Source organism: Chryseobacterium sp. 14P4.3.2 (genome assembly GCF_057799275.1).
This window is the reverse complement of sequence record NZ_JBYOKO010000015.1, coordinates 118,671-139,911: the sequence shown is the minus strand read 5'-3', so window position 1 is coordinate 139,911 and position 21,241 is coordinate 118,671. Positions and strand designations below refer to the sequence as shown.

The window sequence follows — 21,241 nt, the reverse complement described above, 5'->3', positions numbered from 1 at the left end:
AAGGAGTAATAGTTATAACAGATTTAAACCAAATTAAAAACTTAAAATAAATGGAGACAGTATTTATAATTAATAAAAAGTATATTGAAAAAGATGAAATTTTAACAAAAATTTCGGATATCGCTAAAAATATAAACGCCTCTTTCTTTAATGATGAAAATGATCCTATTCTAACTAAAGCTAATGTAGACAATTTTGAACAAATAGAGTTTGGAGGACTAAATAAAGAATATTTCAAAGAAACTATTAAAAATGAAAATTTTATAAAAAATTATGGTTGTTTACTAACTATAGACTTCTCAACAGAGCAAAATCTTATTATAATTTTTTTAAAAGCTTTTTTTAAAGAATTTCCCGATATGCTTTTATTTAGTGAATTTGGAGAAGCATTAAATGCCCCTTATACCTATTCAAAGAATCATTTGGATCATTTCTCTGGGCAAAATGGTTATGATCTTATAAGTAAACCTCCCAACGATCAAGAATCTAAAAATGAAAACTTTTGAAGAAATAAAAAAAACGGAACCCCTATTAAGATTTTTAGGAAGCAAATTTGGAACGATGTATTTTAATGATAATGTTTCTGATAGAAATGATATTATTATACGTCATTTGGATGGTGAACTTACCCCTGAACTCCTCCCAGTGTACATTCAATTATATGAGGCTGTATTAAAGTATATTGATGAACATCATAAAATAAAAGACCATGTCTTCATGCCTCAATTATTAGAAGTAGGAGAAGATTATATTATTCGCCCTTTTTATGTTTATCTTGTACCTACTCGTAGATATTTTGACCCTGATGAGCCATTAGAACCATTAAAAGAATACTATGAAATGATCAGGGCTTTCTCAGAAGAAATGATCAATGAGTTTTCGGAAGAGGATATTACGGATCCTGACAAACAAAGCATTATAAAAAGAATTCTAAGAAAAAGTCTGATTGAGCCAAGAGGCAAAACTTTTTTTGAAGGACGCTATCTAAAAAAACATATTATTGTAGAGCCTGCTATATCCATAGAAGATATAGAAAAATGGAAAATTAGAGATGAAGAATATTTTTCTTAACAATTACAAAACGAGAAAATATTTAAGATAAAACCAAATCTCCGAAGTTTCCGACTTCGGAGATTTTATTTCAAACAGCCTGTATCTGCAAACCACAAGAAAGAATTCAGTCTTATTTTAAAAATCAAAAAACCTTTCACAAAAGTGAAAGGTTAATGAACATAATAGAAAATAATGTTACTTACATCAATTTTCTTTCAAACAATATACCCAAATACTAAAAAAGTGTATGGATTTTGATTTTTATGAATATCATTGATGTGATTTGGATTGCAGACAGGATTTTGTGATCATATCTGCAAGAAAGATCTGGATTATGCTAACTTTACGTTAACAGCGTTTAAACCTTTATCACTTTTTTGTACATCAAAAACTACTTTATCGTTTTCACGGATTCCTCTTGAAACTAATCCTGAAGAATGTACAAAAATGTCTTTGCTTCCATCTGATGGAGAAATAAATCCGAAGCCTTTTGCTTCATTGAAAAATTTTACGGTGCCTTCTTGCATTGTAATTATTATTAAAAATTGTTGTTATTATCTTATTAATTTGATCTTGACTGCAGAAAAACCTTTTGGAGATCTTTCTTTTTCAAAAGAGACTTTATTCCCTTTCTTTATGATCTCAGTACAATCATTATTGTGGAAAAACACATTTTCTTTTGTACTGTCTTCGGTAATAAAACCGTATCCTTTTTCACTGAAAAATGTAACGATACCTGATTTTACAGTCTCTTCTTCAGGAATTGGAGCCGCTCCAAGCTGAATTTTGCTGATATCTACTTGTTCTAGAAGCTGCTCTGGAGGAGTTGAAGTCAACCTTCCATAGGCATCTACATAGACAAACATATCGCTAAGATCCTTACCTTTATTATTATTGGTTTTACGGTCTTCCCGTCTTAGCGTTTTTTCTTTGCGTTTTTGAACTTTTTTCTTAAAATTTTCTTTTTTAGAGAAAGAGTCTCCCATGTATTATTTTGATTTTAATTACTTTGTTGGTCTATATTCTTTTACTTCAGGCATTGCAAATCCTATCAGATTTTGGATATTCTTTACAGCCGGGTGTACCTCATCATCACAAACTGAAACAGCAATCCCCTTGACGATTACTCTTTCTGTTCTTCCAATTCTGTGAACGTAAGCCTGGGGAACCGGAGTTTCAGTAACATCTACGGGCTTGTTCAGCAGGCTGTCTGCAAACTTCCGAAGGGCTACCGATATTGTTGCAGAAAAGAATAAGGTCTGTCTTTTTACAGGTACCAGTTTCAAAATCTTTTTTACATCATTTACCAATCCCAGATCAAACATTCTGTCTGCGTCATCCACTACCAGTATTTCGATTTTAGAAAGGTCAATATGTCTCTGATTCACCAAATCTAAAAGTCTTCCCGGAGTTGCCACAAGAATGTCTACTCTTTTTCTCAGCGCAGCAAGCTGGCTTCCAGCTGAAACTCCTCCGAAAACAGATAGTTGTGATAATGGCAGATACTTGCTGTACAGCCTAAAGTTATCTTCTATTTTTATAGTCAGTTCTCTTGTTGGAGTGAGTATTAAAGTTCGTATTTCTTTATGATCCGGAGTATGTCTTTTCAATAACTGCAGAATAGGCATTGCAAATGCGGCCGTCTTTCCAGTTCCTGTCTGTGCACATCCTATTATATCCTTCCCTTCCAAAATAGACGGAATTGCAGCGTACTGTATCTCCGTTGGTTTAGAATATCCGGCCTCTGTAGCAGCACGGATAATGGGATTGATTAAATTTAAATTTTTAAAACTCATTATAATATTTTCCGGATTTCCGGTATTTTGTAACAAACCAACTGATGGTAGGTTTGAATTGGTGTATTATAAAGGATAAATAAAGAAAGTTATTTTCTATTCATCATTTTGCTCTTGCTTTACCTCCGCCAATGTCTATTATTTAAATAGTATCGAGGGGTCAGTAATGACGTATCATTCCTATTTGTAAAGTAGGATTTTAGTAACCTGTATTTTCCACCTATGAAATCAAGGTTAAAAATTGGGCGGCTGAAAAAGCAAAACTGAAAGAAAAAATGGTGATTTTAAACTATTACAGAATAGCAAAGGCAGAAACCTATTTTATAAATGCAATGCAAATATACAATAAAATAACCAAACAAAACCAGTTTTAATCAACTGATTATCAAAAAATTATTTGTAGCTTTCGCACGTCAATAAAATTGTTTGCACACAGCCGATGATTTAAAATCCGGAATTATGCAGTCTTCTTCTCCCCAGACACAACCCCGTACGCAAGCTTTAAGGTCAGATTCTCCTCATGTAAAGATTGCTTACTTCATTATGATCCATCATAAACCGGAAGCCTTTAAAGAAATGTTTCAGAAGATCTATACAAGAGATCAGTTCTACCTTATCCATATCGACCGGAAAGCAAAAGCAGCAACTACGGAAGAGATACAGCTCTTTCTGATACAGTTTCCCAATGTATATATTCTGGAAAGTATGAATATTATCCAGGGAGGCTTCAGCATGATCCAGGCAGAACTTAATGCGATGGAATTTCTACTTAATGTAAGCCCTGAGTGGGATTATTTTATTAATTTAAGCGGTGAAGACGCTCCTCTTAAATCTCAAAACATCATCCGTAAATTTCTTGGCGCCAATAAAGGCAGAAATTATCTTTTTTATTACGATCAGAAATTTTACAGACCGGATACCCTGAAGAGAATACAAAATCATTTCACAGAATTATCTTACAAAATATCTTCCCTTATCTATAAAAGAGAATTTATGAGAGGGGTAACTCCTTATATTGGAGGTAAATGGTTCATCTTTACAAGAGAAACCTGTGTCTTCATAACCAACAACAAAAGAGTACTGGATTTTGAAAACTATTACCTTCATACGCTTTTACCCGCTGAATCCTTCTTTCAGACCGTCCTTATGAATACTGATTTTAATGATGTCATTGTCAATGATGACAAAAGAGCAGTTATTGAAACCTTTTTTTTCAACAAGGCACAAAACATCAATCAATTTATTGATACTTTAAAATCCGGAAATTCTCTATTCATCAGAAAAATAAATAATAAAACTGATGAGAGCATCCTGAAATATATCAGTGAAAGCTATGATCTCGCTTTACCCAATATTGATGAAGTTGAACGGGAACTCAAGATCAATAACCGCCAAAGTAATTGATCTTAAAATTTATAGACAATCGCATTGATATTCATTCCAGCCCCTACAGAAGCAAATAAAACAATATCCCCTTTCTGAATCTTATGTAAATCCAATTCGTCTTTCAGAATCATTGAAAGCAGGGAAGGTATAGTAGCTACACTGCTGTTCCCCAATTTCTTGATGACCATAGGCATAATATCAGAAGGGACAGGAGTCTGGTACAATTGATAAAATCTGTTTACAATGGCCTCATCCATTTTTTCATTAGCCTGATGAATGATGATTTTATCCAGTTGATCAATAGAATATCCGCTATTATCCAGGCACTTCTTCATAGCATCCGGTACGTTGGAAAGAGCAAATTCATAGATCTTTCTTCCATCCATTTTGATATACTTCGTATCAGGGCAGTGCTCGTTATTATAAGATTTCCCAAAGAACAGATAGTCTTTTTCATTGAGTGTATGGGAAGCTGATAAATGGGATTTTATACCGGAATCATCTTTCTCATTCACTTCCAGAATAACCGCTCCGGCTCCGTCAGCATAAATCATACTGTCTCTGTCATGAATATCAACAACACGGGAAAGAGTTTCCCCACCAATCACCAAACATCGTTTAGCAATACCCGATTTAATAAATGCATTTGCCTGTATTACTCCTTCTATCCAGCCGGGGCATCCAAATAACAGATCATAAGCAACGCAGAAATTATTCTTGATTTTCAGAGAATGCTTTACTCTTGCAGCAAGACTGGGAACCATATCAGACTGAATAGTACCAAAACGGACATCTCCAAAATTATGGGCAAATATGATATAATCCAAAGTTTCAGGATCAATTCCTGAATCTTCAATAGCAGCCAGAGCCGCCATTAATCCAAGGTCAGAAGTAACCTGCCGGGTAGTAGCATACCGCCTTTCTTCAATACCCGTTATCTTCTGTAACTTACTGGTAATTGAAGCATTATCATCCTTTAATACACTTCCCTCAGCATTTAGAAAAATATGTTGATCAAAAAATAAATTAGTTATCGTTTCTGATGGTATATAATTACCTACCCCTATAATTTTACTTGTCATCCTTACTATGGATTTTCTAATGTTTACTATATAAATTTGTATAAATGACTGTAGTGATCAATCTATTTAAACAAAACCTCCTGCAGTTAACAAGAGGCCAATGAACATATAACTGATCTAACTTAAATGTTCATTAATAATAAATCAAGACATTGAATATAAAACAATTAATATGGTTTCATTAAATTCCTCCGTAAGAGGACAATAGAAATATAAAGTACAACCTGAGAATATAATAAATATAAGAAGTTTGTATTTTTTTTATAAATTCTATTTCTGTGGCTAAAGGTAGACTATTAAAAATTAATAATACTAAAAAAATTACTTATTTTTGATAACTTGTATTGAGTCGTGTATCACATGCATTTCCTGATGATAACTCATCTTTCCCTTTATTGTAATAAGTGCCCGATAGGATGTACGGAGCAACATTATTTTTTCTGACTGAAGTTCATTAACCCTCTATATCCCAGATGCATTTTCATAAAGTACGTGTAAAAAGTTTGCTTTATAACCATTCAAACCGGATCTTTAAAAACAAATAAAAATAAGTCCGTGGAATGGAGTGCAATGATAAAAGAACAATGTACATTTTGACAAAATTTGTTTTTTTGTCAAAAATATTTTAAATTTGCACTCAGATAATCCAGACTTATGTTTTCATCCATACAAAACGAACAGGATCAACTTTCGGAGCAGATACTTAACGCTGCTTCAGACCTGTATATGAAGTATGGTTTCAAAAAAGTAACAATGGATGATATTTCCAAAGCCATTGGTAAAAGCAGAACTTCTATTTATTACTATTATAAAAACCGTGAGGAGGTATTTCAGGCTGTACTGAATTCTCTGATAAAAGAAGTCGCTGCCGAAATTGGAAATGCAATGGACCAGCAACTGACATTAGAAGAAAAAATAAGAGCCTTCTGCCATACCAAGGTGAAAACCTCCGAAAGCAGGAAGCCTTTTTTTACAGCACTGGAGGCTGGGATGAATGCTGAAGAAAAATCAAGGTATTCTCAGGTAATAGAAGTGGTACACCAGCATCTGATGGAAGCAGAAAAGTTTATTCTTGGAAAAGCTCTGTCAGAAAGTATCAGTAAAAAAGAAACCCGTTCTCTTACTTCTGAAGAACAGGACACCGTTATTTTTATTTTACAGAGCAGCATCAGAGGAATTAAACGGGAAATGCTTCTAAAGAACAGTTTTGATGATTTGGAAACTACGGTGAACATTCTGACTTCCATGACCGTTAAATGGCTCATGTAAAATTTTTTACCATAATTTTGACATTTCTACAATATTTGTCAAATTGTTTTTTAATGAATATGAAAAAATTAAATACGATCAGTACCTTCAGAGCTTTCCAGAGTAATAATTATACTCTGTATTTCTTTGGACGTTCCGTATCACAATTTGGAACATGGATGCAGCGTACCGCTGTTGTCTGGGTAGTATACAGTATGACCCATTCTGCATTTATGCTTGGACTGTCCATCTTTGCAGAGCAGTTTCCTTCATTCTTGTTTTCTGCATTGGGCGGAGTGGCAGCGGATCGGCACAACCGGTTTAAGATTATTAATATTACGCAGATTGCCTCTTTGATTCAATCCGTTTTACTTGCCGCACTGGTAATGACTGGTCATCAAAATGTATGGTTGATTCTTGGTTTAAGTGTACTCCTCGGAGTTATCAACGCATACGATGTTCCTGCAAGACAGTCCCTGATCAATGAAGTGGTGCATGACCCCGCAGATCTGCAAAGTGCTCTTTCATTAAGTGCTGCTATGGCAAGCCTTGCCAAATTGCTGGGCCCTGCCCTTTCCGGGATTATCTTGCAACAATTTGGAGCCGGTATCTGTTTTCTTCTGAATGCAGCAAGTTTTGCAGCAGTAATGGTCTCTATTTCTATGATGAAGATGCCCAAAATGCAGCCTATCCAAAATAAAGTGAAACAAAGTGTATTAAAAGAACTTACAGAAGGTTTCAGATACATCAAAAAAGAATCTTCCATTGGCTGGGTAATTGTCATGCTGAGTGTCACTGGATTAATAGTACTTCCTTATGACACCCTTACTCCTGTATATGCAAAAGAAATATTTAACGGCGATGCCAAAACGTTCGGTTATATATCCAGTTTTATCGGTGCGGGAGCGATATTGGGGACCATTATTCTCGCTTCTTTAAAAGAGAATGTTTCCATGAGAAAAATATTGATTGGAAGTACAGTCATTCTGAGTGTAGGCCTTATTGGTTTTTCTTATACAAGCAACTTTATGCTGGCTATGTTCTTTGCAGCGGTTACAGGTTTCGGAGGCGTTGCCCAGTTTACAACCTGTAATATTATTGTTCAGTCTGAGGCTGCACCGGAAATGCGTTCCAGAGCGATCAGTATTTTATTAACGGCTATATTTGGAATGCTTCCGCTGGGAAGTCTTCTTATCGGGTTTGTTTCTGAGAAAATAGGAGCTCCCAATACGTTACTTTTGGAGGGAATTGCCGGCTTGGGTATTGCCTTCGCATTTCGGAATATTTTGATTAAGAAAAAGAAAAATGTACCGCCTGATCCCCAATTATTAGAAAAATCTGAAGAATTATTTATCAATAAAACATAATCAACAAAAAGAATAAAAATGGAAAAAACAAAGAAGGTATTATTAGTGATGGACATGCAGTCATCAATTATTAGCTTATTGCCAGATTCAACGCAATTAATTTCCGATACGGCACAAGCCATTAAAACGGCACGGGAAAAACAAATTCCGGTTATTTATGTTGTGGTGGGTTTCAGACAGGGTATGCCTGAAATCAGTAAAAACAACAAGTCCTTTTCAGCGGTAAAAGAACATATGGCCTATGTTAATATGCAAGAATGGACCGCTATCTGTCCGGATCTTTCTCCTCAGGAACAGGACATTGTGATTACCAAAAAACGCTTCAGCGCTTTCACAGGAAGTGACCTGGAAGTTGTACTCAGAGGTCTGGAGGCTGAACATCTGATATTAACAGGAATATCAACCAGCGGTGTTGTTCTTTCAACATTGAGAGAAGCTGCCGACAAAGATTACCAGCTGACCGTGATTGAAGACTGCTGTGCAGACAGTGAGCATGAAGTACATGAGCTCCTTATGAATAAAGTATTTCCTAAGCAGGCAGATGTCATTTCATTAAATCAATGGATCTCATAAAAAAATAACTGACGTTATTTCATAAAAAAACAGGAGCACATCACTCCTGTTTTTCAATTTTATTCTCTGGGTCAAATTTATTTTTATCAATCTTCCTTTATCTGAAAAGGAGCACCATTTATTAGAATGCAATCCGGATCAATTCAACTTCGCATTTGCTTTCTGAATAAAGTCGTCCCATTGCTTATTCAGGTAAGTTATCGCTTTCTTTTTTTCAGTTTCATTCATAGAAGAATAATTAACCGAATTGAAGACCAGCTTTTTAAGTGCTTTCACATCCAGCTCCCAGTATACAAAAGCTACCCAAAAATCATAGCTAAGACCTTCATATCCATAGACAGAAGGGTCGTCACTATTAATGGAACATTGTATTCCGTTGCTTAATAATACTCTAGCAGGGTGATTTCTCATATCACTCACATACCCTAAAACCTGATTACTGATGGGACTTACCTCAACCAATTTATGCTGTTTTCTGATCAGTTCCATTGTTTTTGGGAAGTAGATCAGATTGAGACCATGGCCAATCCTTTGGTTGTTCAGCAGCCCAATATCCAGAACATTTTTATTCAGAACAGAAGTACTTTCGCCTGCATGAAGGAAAAGCGGCATTTCGACCCCATACTTTCTAGTGAGCTGGTCCAGTTTTGCCCAATTCTTCTGGAAAGAATAGATACTGTTTCCGGCAGCTTCATCTGCCACAAGATCAAAACCTGAAATCATATCAGGAAATTCTTTTTTAAGTTCAAATGCTATTTCGAGCTGTTTTTCAATATTTTCAGGATCTAAAAACTTGAAACTGGAATAGATCAATTTTAAACTGAACTGAGGGTCCGACTTATGAAGCTCTTTAAGAACATCCTGCAAATCTGTGATCGAAGTCTTCAACGGATATTTTCCATGCTGGAAATCATAGAGCTCATCAAAGATAAACCGGATTTCAACATGCTGTACTTTATCCTTTACCAAATCCTGAAAGCCTTTCAGATAATATTCTTTAAAGAATGGACGGTACGGCAGCAACAGACTGATTCTTTTGAAACGTTTTTCAAACTCAATCCAATAATCCATATATGTACATAGATTATCTCGCTTCAGAATAAGAAGATTCTGTAATTCTTTCTCAAAATCAGGATTCGAAGCCAGTTTCTTGTCGAGATTGACAAATCCCTCAGGTACTTTCCCTTTTTCAAAGAAAGCCAGCTGTCCAAAAATATACTGACTATTGTCTTTTTGATCGAAAACATAACATTCGTTATATTTTCTTGCTGTTGAAATCACCCATTTCACATCGGTTATTCCACCACTGTGGGTATGCAGTAAGCCGCCTTTAGGCATCGACTGAAACACCTCAAATAACTTGCTCTTTTCTATTAGTGGTTTAATTTCATTAAAAGAACTGTTATATATAGGTATTTTTTGTTTTTCTGTTTCACTGAGAAATTGCTTCCGCATCTGCAATAATTTTTTATCCAATGTTTTTTCAGCATCAGATAGCTGCAGATCAGCATCAAAAGCAGTTTCTTCATTCTCCTTCTCGGCCAGCAGCCACTTCTGCTGGTAAGTGGACGTTTCAGCTGTTTTATTTTGGCTCCAGTATAAGGGTGATCCAAGAAGTAAAACATAGGTGATATATCTTTTCATCATAATATGAGGCGTATTTTTTAAGGTCGATTATGTTTAATCGTTTTAAAAGTAGTTCATTGAAGCAAAAAATGTGCAAAATAAACCTATTTCAAAAATATGATCATTTTTTTTAAAAAATAACTTCCCAATCAAAATAATTCCCTGGAAAAAAATTGGATACAACATTCTGACAATATGCAAAACAGCATCATTAGGTTGAATGATGCTGTTTTTACTGGGATTCAAATAATCCGGTTTATCATATTCTTTACTGATGAAAAGAATTTCTAAATTCCAATGGGGACAGACTGGTTTTATTTTTAAAAAGTTTTGTAAATGACTGCGGATACTCAAAACCTAATCCATAAGCAATTTCACTGATCGACAAATCTGTTGTAGAAAGTCTTTCTTTGGCTTTTTCAATTAATTTATCATGAATAAACTGCTGGGTACTCTGCCCGGCAATTGCAGTAAGCAGCCGGCTTAAATAGTTGGGAGACACATGTAGCTCATCTGCAACATACTGTACCGAGGGCAATTTCTTTAAAATAAGATCATCATCTTTAAAATAAGTAGTCAGTAAATCTTCAAGACGGTTCAGTATTTTATGATGTGGAATTTTTCTTGTGATAAACTGCCGTTCGTAAAATCTTTCTGAATAGTTAAGCAATGTATCAAGACAGGAAATAATAATATTCTGACTGAATTTATCAATATTAGCATGATACTCCTGTTGAATATTTTCTATAATTCCATTGATGGTATGTTCTTCCTTTTTTGATAGAAACAAAGCTTCATTCACGGAATAGCCAAAAAAATCATATTTCTTAATGCTTTTCGCAAGAGGGCTGTTCCAAAAAAAATCTGGATGTATGAGCAGCATCCAACCGGATTGTTCCAGCTGAGAACCCGAAGTTCCTTCAATTCTGAAAACCTGATGAGGAGCAATGAAAAACATCGTTCCCTCATCGAAATCATATTGCTGCTGACCATATTTTAATTTTCCATTGATTCCTATTTTTAAAGAAATCATATAAAAATCAAACACCCAGTTAACATCACCAATATCATCAGGTCTTTGCACCGTACTATAGTCAATAACACTAATCAGAGGATGTTCAGGATATGGGAGTCCTCTTGAACGGTGAAATTCAGTGATGCTTTTTAATCTTTTTGTACCCCTTTGTTCCATAACTATAAAGTTACAAATTGTTCTCCATTAATTGATATTTCCTGGAAACCCTGCCTATCTGTTTGTATAAAAAGCGGCAAACTCCTTAGCAAAATCAGTAAGTTTTACTCTACCCAAAACAGGAGTATGCTGATTATAGTCTTCATACAGTAATCCGGTTCTCTGACTTGCCTGAGTTTCTACAAAACCTTTTGCAACCTGCTCATTGAAGCCGATCTCAAGCCAGTTTTTCAGTAATTCATCATCTGAAACAACCTTCCATTGAAGACCCTCCTGCCCTATTGATTCCCCCAGAACCTTTGCGATTTCATTGGGTGAAACCTCATCACTGGCTACGTAACGTACAGACCTTCCTTCAAATGGTTTTTCAAATTCCTCCGCTACCACTTCGGCAATATCCAATGGTGAAACCCAGGGCTCTTTTTTATCACCACCCCAATTGGAGATAATAGCTCCTTTATTTTTTATAGTATCAACGAATGAAAACATATTGAAATAAATGCCGACAGGGCGAATAAATTTGATGGACACCTCTTCCGGAAGCTGCTTCAGAATCTGTTCTACATGATGATGGAAGACTATAATACCCGTTCCTTTATCCGTATGCGCACCAATACTGCTGAGGTGGATGATATTTTTTATTCCCGAACGCTCAACCGCTGTTTTGTAATTCTCACCAATTTTACTGATCGCTCCGATAAAATCGATATTCTTATCAAACAGATCCCCTGCGGCTTCCATAGTTTCCATCAAATAAACGATATCTGCACCTGTGAATGTTTCTGTAAGAAAATCAACATCAAACATGCTGCCTATCGAGGCTTTTGCTCCAAATGCTTCAATAGCAGCCCGCCGATCTTCATTACTGCTGATCACCGTTACCGAATGTCCTTTATGTACAAGTTCTTGTGTAAGTGGTTTCCCTATGTTCCCAATGGAACCTGTTAAAACAATATTCATTTCTTTATTTTTTGTTGATGTAAAATTCCGAAATACTTGTACAGCATAAGTAGCCGGATCTATCCTCCATTTAACCAAAAACAGCAAGTTTTAGATATTGGGTTTATAAAATAAATAAAAAGTCTACAAAAACAATAGACTTTAATTGTTAAATTTTATTTCCTGCCTAAAATGATTCTTTATAAAATTTTATTACAATTTTAAAACAAACATAAAATACTAATAATCAATTATTTAAAAATGCTAGCAATCATTAAATCCAATTACCCTACTGAAACAGTAGACTTATATGATATATCTCATACATCCTGCTAATAAGGTTTTATGATTTATTAAATACTTTTGACACAGTTAAAAAAAACATAAATTTTATTCTCATGAATAAGAACTACTTTGATTCTTACCTATGCAACACCATGGCTGAAAAACCTGCTCAACAAAAGCGTTGTGCAGAATATGCCTTTTCACAGCACAACATTACTTCTCAGAATATGTGTTTTGATATGATGTGCAAAATGATGATGATGTTATAACCTTTCGAAGAAATACATCCATTACTGTAGGAATTAAAGCCGCTTAACGCAAGGCCTATTTTATCCGGGTATACCTCCTGTAAATTTTAACATGTTGTCTCTCATACATCCTCCCTGAAAAAGGAGGCAGGGACTTCCTGTTTCTTAATCAGCAGGATCAGCAGTAATACACAATTCAACTTTAAACCTAGATTAATATAATGAAAAAGAAACAATGCAAACTTGGTGTATTGGCTTTACTCCTATTCGCGGAATACGGCTTTGCACAAAGTAAAGACAGCCTTTCCAGGGAAACCTCTATAAAAGAAGTAGTGGTGGTCGCCTTTGGAAAGCAGAAAAAAGAAGAAATAACCGGATCGGTACAATCATTAAAAGCCAAAGACCTGTCCAGCCTTCAAAACGGAAATATCCTTCAGGGAATTGGAGGAAAAGTAGCCGGAGTACAGGTGATTTCTTCGGGACAGCCTGGCTCGCAGCCCATCATCAGAATGAGAGGAATAGGCTCTATCAATGCCTCAAGTGATCCTCTAATTGTATTGGACGGGATTCCCTACAGCGGAAATCTAAACAGTATTGCTGCATCCGATATTGAAAGTATTTCTTTCCTTGAAGATGCTTCTTCCAACGCTTTATACGGTTCCCGCGGAGCGAATGGGGTAATTATTGTGAATACCAAAAGAGGGAAAAACAAAGGGCTGAGTGTGGAAGCTGATATAAGAACTGGAGTAAACTTCAGATCTATCGATGATTACTCCGTTTATACCTCTCCACAGGACTATTATACTGCCTACTACAACAGAGCCAGAATAGGCGAAGTGGCAAGATTGACACAACCGGGAGCTATACCTTCCGGAACATCTCCTCATGAGGAGGGAATTTCTGCCTTGGGAAAACTTGGTTATAATGCTTATAATATCCCGTTTAGCAACCTTATCGGGAAAGACGGTTCTTTCAATCCGGATGCTCAGCTACTGTATCAGGACAATTGGAAAAAACTTCTTTTCAAGCCTGCATTAAGGAGAGAAGCTACGGTGGGAATTAATGCTAATGGTGACCAGGTAAAGTCATACACGTCTCTTAATTACCTCGACGATAAAGGATATCTTATCTCTTCCGGATTTGAAAGGTTTGGAATCAGATCGAACGTTGACTACTCTATCACGTCAAAATTAAAATTGACTAGTGCGCTCTCCTATACTTATAGTAAGCAGGACTTTGGAGAAACGGGAGGGTTTTCCAATCCTTTCCAGTTTGCCAGAAATATAGCTCCTTTTTATCCGGTTTATCTGAGAGATGACAATTACCAAAGGCTGTATGATAATCACGGAAATGCATTGTATGATTATGGTGATGGGCAGGGACCTAACGGATCAACAAGATCTTATGCCGTTTTTGAAAATCCCGTGGGAAACCTTCAAAAGGATAAATCTCAGACTACAAGTAATATCACCAATATTAACCTTGGCTTAAATTATGAAATTATAAAAGGGCTGGATTTCACATACAATTTCGGAGCTTATCTGGAAAATGTAAAAAACCTTCAGTTTGGAAATACAGAAGGGGGAACTTCCTCTTCTGTGGGGGGCACCATTTCACAGGGCTCTTCATTCAGATATACATTGAACCATCAGCAATTGCTTACGTATCAGAAGAAACTGGCTAAGCATAATTTCAATATTCTTGTTGGTCATGAATTAAATAAAATAAAAAACGAAGGCTTCTCCGGATCAAAGCAGCAGCTTCTATTACCGAATTCAACATCTTTTGATAATGCAGTAAAAATAACGGATTTATCCGGAAACGGGTATGAATATGCTGTAGAAGGTTATTTCTCAAGATTACTCTATAATTATGACGGAAAATATTTCTTTAATGCCAATATTCGTAGAGATGGATCTTCTGTATTTTCTCCGGAAAGCAGATGGGGAAATTTTTATGGACTGGGATTAGCATGGAATGTAGCGAAAGAGGAATTTCTTAAAGATAATAGTGTAATCAATTCTTTGAAATTAAAGGCTTCTTACGGACAGCAGGGAAATGACAACATCCTACTTGACGGGTCTAACAGAGATTATTATGCGTATCAGGACATCTATGGAATCAACAATTTCGGTGATGGCAAACCGGTTTTATCGCTGAGAAAACAAGGAAATAAAGATTTAAAGTGGGAAACATCGAAAAACCTGAATGCAGGATTTGAAATTTCCCTTTTAAATAACAGAATAAACTTAAATGCCGACTATTTTGAACGAAAGGTCTCGGATATGATTTATACTCTTCCACTTCCTCCTTCTAATGCAGGTTCTTATGTAAAGTATGGAAATATTGGGGATATGACTAACCGGGGAGTTCAGGCTAATATTAATGTAGATATTCTCCGCAATGAGCAGATTCAGTGGAGTTTCTACGCAAATGCAACACATTATAAAAATAAAATTACCAGATTACCAGCCGAACAAAGAAATACGGGTCTTGTTAGCGGGCTGTTTATCCTCACCGAGGGAGGGGACCGATATACTTATTATTTAAAAGAATTTGCTGGGGTAAACCCTCAGAACGGAGATGCCTTGTGGTACCGTACCACAATCAATCCGGCAACCCAAAAGGAAGAAAAAACCATTACCAATAATTATAAGGAAGCTACGGATTACAATACCGGAAAATCAGCTATTCCAAAGGTTTATGGTGGATTTGGAACGGATGTTACTTATAAGAGATTTAATGTGTCTGTTAATTTTGCCTATCAGTTTGGCGGCTATGGTTATGATGATATTTACAGAAGCTTATTCCATTCTGACACTTACGGCTCCAACTATTCTACGGATTTGAATAAGACGTGGACTCCGGAGAATCCAAATGCAGCTTTACCAAGAGTGGACCTTACTTCTACCAATCAAAATGGCAACTCAACGCTTTATCTTATCAAATCAGATTATATAAGTCTTCAGGATGTAACCTTCTCTTATCAGCTGCCCGAAAGCTTTTCGCAGCAGGCAGGTTTATCGGGCTTAAAAATATATGTTTCCGGAAACAACCTTTATCTATGGTCCAAAAGAAAGGGCTATGATCCACGGACTTCTTTAACCGGAGTATCAGATCCATACAGATATTCTCTATTATCAAGCGTTTCTGTAGGTTTCAAATTAACATTTTAAAAGAGTACAATGAAAAAAATAAAATATTTTATAGCAGCTATAGCTATCGGCATCATTACCCAGAGCTGTGCCAGTGATCTGAATACACTTCCAGAAGGAGATATATCGGGTGAACAGCTGAATGATGATCAGTCCAAGCCTGAAAAAATTCTCGGTGGGATTTACCTGGATCTTCGCAGCAACGGAGCCGGAGGAACTACTTCTCACTCAGATTTTGGGATAATGGCTGTAAAGGCAGGAGCTGATCTGATGTCTAATGATGTAATACAGTCTACGAACCAGCATTTGGGAATGTTTTACAATTATGAAGCAACCAATGCCAGTAACTCTGCTTCAGAGATTGTATGGACTACTTTTTATGCAAGAATATTTATGATCAACAAACTCCTTGATGATCTGCAGCAAGATACAAGTACAAAAAACAGAGCGATCAAAGGGCAGCTTCTTGCACTGAGGGCTTATTCTTATTTCTATCTCGTTCGGTTTTATGCCAATGATTATAAAGGACATCAGTCTGACCCCGGATTACCTTTGGTTCTTACCGCCAGCAATCCAAGTCAGGGGCTTCCCAGATCTACGGTATCAGAAGTTTACACACAGATATCCAGAGATATTGAAGAGTCTGTTGTGCTTCTGGATAGCTATGCGCGCCCATCCAGAGCCCAGATCGATCAGAGAACAGCTAAAGCAATCGCTGCTGAGGTCTTTTTGCAGACAGGAGATTATGTGAAAGCCGTAAAGTATGCTGAGGAAAGCAGACAGGGTATCGCTCTGATGACTGAAAATGAATACACCACTACAGGGTTTTCCAATATCAACAATCCTGAGGTAATATGGGGATTCCATAATACGATTTCGACAATGAGTATCGGAAATTATTATGCATCTTTCTTTTCTATGTTTGATAATACCAATGAAGGGTATGCCGGAGCTGCACAAATCCGTAAGCTGATCGACAAGCGTCTTTACGAAGCGATTCCGGAAACAGATTATCGTAAAAAGGTTTTCAATGGCAGTCAGAATGCCCAGTATACTTTTAACGCAAAAACAAAGAACTATCCTCCCTATGTGAGCTGGAAGTTTAAGGATCCTACTCTTTTTGAAGGTGATTATATCTATATCCGAGCATCTTCCCTTTATTATATAGAAGCTGAAGCGCTTGCCAGACAGGGAAGAGAGGCTGAAGCCAGGCAGGTATTGTTCGAAATCACCGCTAAAAGGGATAAAAACTACTTATTATCTTCAAAAACCGGCAATGAACTCATCAATGAAATTATCCTGCAGAAAAGAATAGAGCTTTGGGGAGAAGGATACGCCTGGTTTGATATGAAAAGATTAAACATTCCATTGGAAAGAGTTTACACAGGGACCAATCATACTTTTGGAAGATTTAACCTTACTCCGGATAAATTCAAATTCCAGATTCCTAATAAAGAAATTAATAATAACCCACAAATCAAACAGAATGACTAGATAAAGAAAAACCTTCGCTGAAAAGCACGACAATTTTAATATATTTTGATAACGAGGCTGTCCCGGAAATGAGACAGCCTCGTTTGTGATTTATCAATGAGCTTCTGTTTAAACCACTCCATCTACCCGTTGAAATTAAGCTCGATCAGCTTTTTAATCAAACTTAATAAACATCTGATTAAAATTCAATGTCATCTTACTGAATTGGCGGATCACATCCTGACCGATGTTTCCATAAACAGTTTTCTCGTTGATTTTAGTTGTTAACAGATTGATATTTTTCAGAGGAATTTCTTTCCCTAATATATGAAAGGTATAATTCACCTTAAATCCCGGATATTCAATTTTTCCGCCTGCCCCTCCCATAGTGACTGCCCCGAGCCTGTACTTCATATCTATTTTCTTTTTATTTTCCTGATAAAAGGGAGCATACAGGATTGTATAGTCTGAACCTGTATCAAAGCTGAAATGTCGCCCATCCATGAAAATAAGAGGAGTTAACCCATCCATTGCCATATTGGACGGGCTGTTTATTTTTGTTTCTGTATTGGGTACTATAAAATAATCGTCCTGCGTTAATTGTACTTCTCTTAAAGCCTCAATCACAGGAAATCCAAGAACGCCATTGATCTGATAATTAATTTGCGGAAAGCTGAGTGCATCATCTGCGAATACAAGAAATACCACATTTTCCGCTATTATATTTCCAAAAGTCATTTTTTCACAAACGGCAAGATCTGCTTTGACGGCAATACCAGTAATGGCATCTACTTCGATATCAGCAGGAATCACATTTATCTTCAGGCGGCTGGCCGTACTGGCAGAAATAGTGGAAATATTGGCTCCCGTATCAAAAATAAAGTTCATGGAATCTTCTGCAACCTTTACTTTAAGGTTTTTTAAGCCTGCAACATCCTTTACCATTTTCAGGCGGGCACCCCCATTCAGGGTAATTTTTTGAGGAGGCTTATTTTCCAGAACGGTCCAGATTTTCAGATTGTTTTTCAGGTCTTTTCTTTCTTCATCTGTAAGCAGATAGTCATATTTTTGAAGGGTCGTCTGCACTGCCCTTTTCGCTTCTGAATAGTTATATTGCTTCATGCTGTTATCTTCCCGGATACGCCATAATTTAAACATCAGTGAGTCAGGAATGCTGGTTTTCAAAGTGAGCAATTGTGAAATTTTCTGATTAGATTCTTCAGGCTTATTAAATGCATTATCAAGAACTGCTTCCATAAAGTACTGATATGCTATCGGTAACTCTTTCTTATTTCCTGCAAACAGATCCCTTGCTTTGAAAAAATTCTTTACTTTCACCTGCTTATACATCACATTAAATGCTGAACTATGGCTCTGTGCAAAACCAACAGCTGATATGCACAGTAGAACCAATATCAATACTGTCCTCAGAAATGGTTCTGATCTTAAAAATGTTTTCCTTTTTTGGATATTACTATTGAAATCTTTCATCGTGAGTGTATTCGTTCTTTAAAGTTTGAACCTATTGTTCTATCGGCTAATTTATTAAATATCATTAAACTATGATTTTAAAAACAAATCGATTCTTTATTCTTATGAAAAATAACGGAACTACAGGCGTCGCTTTCTTTTTATTTCAATAGAAATCATTTAAAAACAGGAGGAGATAGCCGGCATACTTCATCAAACAAGTGTTGGAAAAACTTATATTTGGGAAACTAAAAAACATTCGAAATAACCACTCACCAAATGACAAAGAAAATTATTTTCACACTACTCATCACACTTTCAAGCCTGCCCTTTTTTTCTCAGAAAAATAAACGTCCGGAACTAACAAAAACAATTGAGACTATTCTCTCAAACAAGAAAGCAGATGTGGGGGTATCAATTATTGGTATTTCCAACAGGGATATCACACAAATCAATGGCAGCAAATCCTACCCTATGCTGAGTACAGTGAAGTTTCCGATTGCACTGGCAGTTCTGCACAAAATAGAGAAAGGCGAACTTTCTATGCAACAAAAATTATTGATCAAAAAAGAAGAACTTCTGGAAGATACCTGGAGTCCGTTCAAAGAAAAATATCCTGACGGAAATATAGAAATCACACTGGAAGAGGCCTTGAAATGGATCGTTTCCTACAGTGATAATAATTTAACAGATATTCTGCTAAGACTGATTGGCGGGCCTCAGTATGTTCAACAGTTCATTGACAGTAAAAATATGGTCATTAAGAATGATGAAGAGGCTATGCATAAAAACTGGGAGTCTCAGTTTATCAATACGATTACCCCTAATGAATCCATCCGTTTACTGCAGGAATTTTATAACGGAAAAATCGTAAACAAAGAGCATTCTCAATGGCTTTATACTGCTATGCTCAATAACACAGCAGGGATGAAAAGGCTTAAAGGCAAACTTCCGAAAGAGATGAAAGTAGCTCACAGAACAGGAACTTCCTTTACTAATGATGCCGGAATGACAGGCGCAGTGAATGATTTTGGAATTATTGAACTTTCATACAACAGGAGAATATATGTTGCCGTTTTCGTTCATAATACCTACGAAAAATTTGAAAATGCAGAAGCTATTATTGCCGAAATTGCTAAAGCGGCCTATGACTATTACAATAAAAAATAAACTATGATTAAAAAAAAATTATTCTTCACAGTTACACTTTCCGTTTTACTGTCTACAGCTGTCAATGCACAAAAGAAAGACACTTATACCCGCAAGATCGATAGTATTATCACTGCTTCTTTTCCTTTAAAATTCAACGGAGTTGTTCTGGTTTCTCAAAAAGGGAAAATAAAATATATGAAATCCAATGGCTACAGGGATTTTAAAAAAAAGATACCTTTGAAAACAGATGATCAGTTTGAAATCATGTCAAACTCAAAGCAGATTACTGCCGTTTTGGTTTTACAGGCTGCAGAGCGGGGAAAACTGGATCTCCATACGCCCATAAAGAAATATCTGCCGTCTCTTAACCAGTCATGGGCAGACTCCGTTACGGTGCATCATCTCCTCAACCATACTCATGGTATTTCAGACATTCACAAACCTGCAGCTTTCAAAGCGGGTTCACAATTCAAGTACGGAAACCTTTCTTATATGCTTTTAGGGGATATTCTTAAAAATACAACCGGGAAAAGTTTTAAAGAACTGGCAGGTTTACTTTTCAAAAAATTAGACATGAACAGCACATTTATTTATAACAGCAGAAATAGTCAATCTCTAGTTCCTGGCTATAAAAGTGAGAATAACCATTTTGAAAAAGTAAAAGAAACATTCTTAAATGATGATCTTGCACCTGCGGCAGGTGTAATTTCTACCGTACAGGACCTTGTAAAATGGGATGAGGCACTTTTTAAAGGAAAGCTTCTTTCCCCGGAATTTCAGAAACAGATGCTCACTCCTTCCACTACCTCTCAGCACAATGTTTTCGGGAAAGAAAATATGGGATTTGGGTACAATGTGAGAATCATCAAAGAAGCAGGTCTCACTTATTATGGAGTTACCGGACTTGGCGATGGCTTTACCAGTCTGAATGTCTACTTCCCTTTACAGATACAGCTTTGATCATTCTTGAAAACCAAATGCCGGAAAACAGGGAAAACTGGAGTTTTCAGGAAGCAGCAATCAAAAATGTGGTATTGAAAAGCATTACTTCGAAATAATAACTTTTAATAAACATCATAAAGAGACAGCCTCTATTTCTGAAGCTGTCTCTGTTATTATTTCAGGGTACGATATGATTTTCCCACAGATTAAAAAGGATTTTTATCTCTATCTTAGAATTTTATTTAAAACTGCGG

At 36.2% G+C, this 21,241-nt stretch carries 19 protein-coding genes; 11 read left to right on the top strand and 8 right to left on the bottom strand.

Annotated elements, in window-relative coordinates; genetic code table 11:
- Positions 1-50: 50 nt before the first annotated feature.
- Both AC27VX_RS19185 and AC27VX_RS19180 read left to right on the top strand, forming a co-directional pair.
- Complete coding sequence (locus tag AC27VX_RS19185) at positions 51-506, top strand: hypothetical protein (protein WP_488697359.1); 456 nt, start codon at positions 51-53, stop codon at positions 504-506.
- A complete protein-coding gene (locus AC27VX_RS19180) occupies positions 493-1,071 on the top strand; it encodes a hypothetical protein (protein ID WP_488697357.1) in 579 nt (192 codons plus the stop codon). Before AC27VX_RS19185 ends, AC27VX_RS19180 begins: the two co-directional genes overlap by 14 nt.
- A gap of 314 nt (positions 1,072-1,385) precedes the next feature.
- On the opposite strand, the gene AC27VX_RS19175 is transcribed toward AC27VX_RS19180, so the two are convergent.
- From AC27VX_RS19175 to AC27VX_RS19165, 3 genes are read right to left on the bottom strand one after another with little or no spacing between them, the layout of a single operon-like run.
- Entirely contained in the window at positions 1,386-1,580 is a 195-nt protein-coding gene (locus tag AC27VX_RS19175; protein ID WP_236855183.1) for a cold-shock protein, read from the bottom strand.
- A 27-nt stretch (positions 1,581-1,607) separates the two neighbouring features.
- Entirely contained in the window at positions 1,608-2,039 is a 432-nt protein-coding gene (locus AC27VX_RS19170; RefSeq protein WP_236855184.1) for a cold shock domain-containing protein, read from the bottom strand.
- Positions 2,040-2,057: 18 nt separating this feature from the next.
- Positions 2,058-2,849: a DEAD/DEAH box helicase gene (locus AC27VX_RS19165; RefSeq protein ID WP_236855185.1), complete on the bottom strand. Its 792-nt coding sequence runs from the start codon at positions 2,847-2,849 to the stop codon at positions 2,058-2,060.
- 426 nt (positions 2,850-3,275) lie between these two features.
- Here AC27VX_RS19165 and AC27VX_RS19160 point away from each other — a divergent pair, with 426 nt between their 5' ends.
- Positions 3,276-4,253, top strand: a complete 978-nt coding sequence (locus AC27VX_RS19160) for a beta-1,6-N-acetylglucosaminyltransferase (RefSeq protein ID WP_488697354.1) — start codon at positions 3,276-3,278, stop codon at positions 4,251-4,253.
- 2 nt (positions 4,254-4,255) lie between these two features.
- Here the strand turns inward: AC27VX_RS19160 and AC27VX_RS19155 are convergent, their stop codons facing one another.
- Entirely contained in the window at positions 4,256-5,317 is a 1,062-nt protein-coding gene (locus AC27VX_RS19155; protein ID WP_236855187.1) for a 3-oxoacyl-ACP synthase III family protein, read from the bottom strand.
- Between the two features lie 654 nt (positions 5,318-5,971).
- On the opposite strand from AC27VX_RS19155, the gene AC27VX_RS19150 reads away from it, so the two are divergent.
- Genes AC27VX_RS19150 through AC27VX_RS19140 form a run of 3 tightly spaced genes read left to right on the top strand, consistent with a single transcriptional unit; the run spans position 5,972 to position 8,505 of the window.
- Complete coding sequence (locus AC27VX_RS19150; protein ID WP_488697352.1) at positions 5,972-6,586, top strand: TetR/AcrR family transcriptional regulator; 615 nt, start codon at positions 5,972-5,974, stop codon at positions 6,584-6,586.
- 59 nt (positions 6,587-6,645) lie between these two features.
- A complete protein-coding gene (locus AC27VX_RS19145; RefSeq protein ID WP_488697350.1) occupies positions 6,646-7,932 on the top strand; it encodes an MFS transporter in 1,287 nt (428 codons plus the stop codon).
- An 18-nt stretch (positions 7,933-7,950) separates the two neighbouring features.
- The gene (locus tag AC27VX_RS19140) at positions 7,951-8,505 is read left to right on the top strand and encodes a cysteine hydrolase family protein (RefSeq protein WP_488697348.1); all 555 of its coding nucleotides are present in this window, start codon (positions 7,951-7,953) and stop codon (positions 8,503-8,505) included.
- 138 nt (positions 8,506-8,643) lie between these two features.
- Here the strand turns inward: AC27VX_RS19140 and AC27VX_RS19135 are convergent, their stop codons facing one another.
- The 3 genes from AC27VX_RS19135 to AC27VX_RS19125 all read right to left on the bottom strand — a co-directional run bounded on the left by AC27VX_RS19135 (position 8,644) and on the right by AC27VX_RS19125 (position 12,283).
- Positions 8,644-10,152, bottom strand: coding sequence for an amidohydrolase family protein (locus AC27VX_RS19135; RefSeq protein WP_488697346.1), 1,509 nt, complete (start codon positions 10,150-10,152; stop codon positions 8,644-8,646).
- A 247-nt stretch (positions 10,153-10,399) separates the two neighbouring features.
- Positions 10,400-11,323: an AraC family transcriptional regulator gene (locus tag AC27VX_RS19130; protein ID WP_236855192.1), complete on the bottom strand. Its 924-nt coding sequence runs from the start codon at positions 11,321-11,323 to the stop codon at positions 10,400-10,402.
- Positions 11,324-11,377: 54 nt separating this feature from the next.
- Entirely contained in the window at positions 11,378-12,283 is a 906-nt protein-coding gene (locus AC27VX_RS19125) for an SDR family oxidoreductase (RefSeq protein WP_236855193.1), read from the bottom strand.
- Positions 12,284-12,660: 377 nt separating this feature from the next.
- Here AC27VX_RS19125 and AC27VX_RS19120 point away from each other — a divergent pair, with 377 nt between their 5' ends.
- From AC27VX_RS19120 to AC27VX_RS19110, 3 genes are all read left to right on the top strand, one after another.
- Positions 12,661-12,816, top strand: a complete 156-nt coding sequence (locus tag AC27VX_RS19120) for a hypothetical protein (RefSeq protein ID WP_236855194.1) — start codon at positions 12,661-12,663, stop codon at positions 12,814-12,816.
- 200 nt (positions 12,817-13,016) lie between these two features.
- Positions 13,017-15,971 (top strand): SusC/RagA family TonB-linked outer membrane protein, encoded by a 2,955-nt coding sequence (locus AC27VX_RS19115; protein ID WP_488697343.1) that lies wholly within the window; start codon positions 13,017-13,019, stop codon positions 15,969-15,971.
- Between the two features lie 9 nt (positions 15,972-15,980).
- On the top strand, positions 15,981-17,444 hold the full coding sequence (locus tag AC27VX_RS19110) for a RagB/SusD family nutrient uptake outer membrane protein (RefSeq protein WP_236855196.1): 1,464 nt from the start codon (positions 15,981-15,983) through the stop codon (positions 17,442-17,444).
- A 153-nt stretch (positions 17,445-17,597) separates the two neighbouring features.
- Here the strand turns inward: AC27VX_RS19110 and AC27VX_RS19105 are convergent, their stop codons facing one another.
- Positions 17,598-18,914 (bottom strand): retropepsin-like aspartic protease, encoded by a 1,317-nt coding sequence (locus AC27VX_RS19105; RefSeq protein WP_488697341.1) that lies wholly within the window; start codon positions 18,912-18,914, stop codon positions 17,598-17,600.
- Positions 18,915-19,172: 258 nt separating this feature from the next.
- On the opposite strand from AC27VX_RS19105, the gene bla reads away from it, so the two are divergent.
- Both bla and AC27VX_RS19095 read left to right on the top strand, forming a co-directional pair.
- Positions 19,173-20,063, top strand: coding sequence for a class A beta-lactamase (gene bla / locus AC27VX_RS19100; protein WP_488697339.1), 891 nt, complete (start codon positions 19,173-19,175; stop codon positions 20,061-20,063).
- 3 nt (positions 20,064-20,066) lie between these two features.
- Positions 20,067-21,005 carry a serine hydrolase domain-containing protein gene (locus AC27VX_RS19095; protein ID WP_488697337.1) on the top strand — a complete coding sequence of 313 codons (939 nt, stop codon included), beginning with the start codon at positions 20,067-20,069 and terminating at the stop codon, positions 21,003-21,005.
- Positions 21,006-21,241: the final 236 nt, after the last annotated feature.

Bases quoted from the DNA above. Each gene is read 5' to 3' on its own strand.
- AC27VX_RS19185 (WP_488697359.1), top strand. From the start codon at position 51: ATGGAGACAGTATTTATAATTAATAAAAAGTATATTGAAAAAGATGAA.
- AC27VX_RS19180 (WP_488697357.1), top strand. From the start codon at position 493: ATGAAAACTTTTGAAGAAATAAAAAAAACGGAACCCCTATTAAGATTT.
- AC27VX_RS19175 (WP_236855183.1), bottom strand. From the start codon at position 1,580: ATGCAAGAAGGCACCGTAAAATTTTTCAATGAAGCAAAAGGCTTCGGA.
- AC27VX_RS19170 (WP_236855184.1), bottom strand. From the start codon at position 2,039: ATGGGAGACTCTTTCTCTAAAAAAGAAAATTTTAAGAAAAAAGTTCAA.
- AC27VX_RS19165 (WP_236855185.1), bottom strand. From the start codon at position 2,849: ATGAGTTTTAAAAATTTAAATTTAATCAATCCCATTATCCGTGCTGCT.
- AC27VX_RS19155 (WP_236855187.1), bottom strand. From the start codon at position 5,317: ATGACAAGTAAAATTATAGGGGTAGGTAATTATATACCATCAGAAACG.
- AC27VX_RS19150 (WP_488697352.1), top strand. From the start codon at position 5,972: ATGTTTTCATCCATACAAAACGAACAGGATCAACTTTCGGAGCAGATA.
- AC27VX_RS19145 (WP_488697350.1), top strand. From the start codon at position 6,646: ATGAAAAAATTAAATACGATCAGTACCTTCAGAGCTTTCCAGAGTAAT.
- AC27VX_RS19140 (WP_488697348.1), top strand. From the start codon at position 7,951: ATGGAAAAAACAAAGAAGGTATTATTAGTGATGGACATGCAGTCATCA.
- AC27VX_RS19135 (WP_488697346.1), bottom strand. From the start codon at position 10,152: ATGATGAAAAGATATATCACCTATGTTTTACTTCTTGGATCACCCTTA.
- AC27VX_RS19130 (WP_236855192.1), bottom strand. From the start codon at position 11,323: ATGGAACAAAGGGGTACAAAAAGATTAAAAAGCATCACTGAATTTCAC.
- AC27VX_RS19125 (WP_236855193.1), bottom strand. From the start codon at position 12,283: ATGAATATTGTTTTAACAGGTTCCATTGGGAACATAGGGAAACCACTT.
- AC27VX_RS19120 (WP_236855194.1), top strand. From the start codon at position 12,661: ATGAATAAGAACTACTTTGATTCTTACCTATGCAACACCATGGCTGAA.
- AC27VX_RS19115 (WP_488697343.1), top strand. From the start codon at position 13,017: ATGAAAAAGAAACAATGCAAACTTGGTGTATTGGCTTTACTCCTATTC.
- AC27VX_RS19110 (WP_236855196.1), top strand. From the start codon at position 15,981: ATGAAAAAAATAAAATATTTTATAGCAGCTATAGCTATCGGCATCATT.
- AC27VX_RS19105 (WP_488697341.1), bottom strand. From the start codon at position 18,914: ATGAAAGATTTCAATAGTAATATCCAAAAAAGGAAAACATTTTTAAGA.
- bla (WP_488697339.1), top strand. From the start codon at position 19,173: ATGACAAAGAAAATTATTTTCACACTACTCATCACACTTTCAAGCCTG.
- AC27VX_RS19095 (WP_488697337.1), top strand. From the start codon at position 20,067: ATGATTAAAAAAAAATTATTCTTCACAGTTACACTTTCCGTTTTACTG.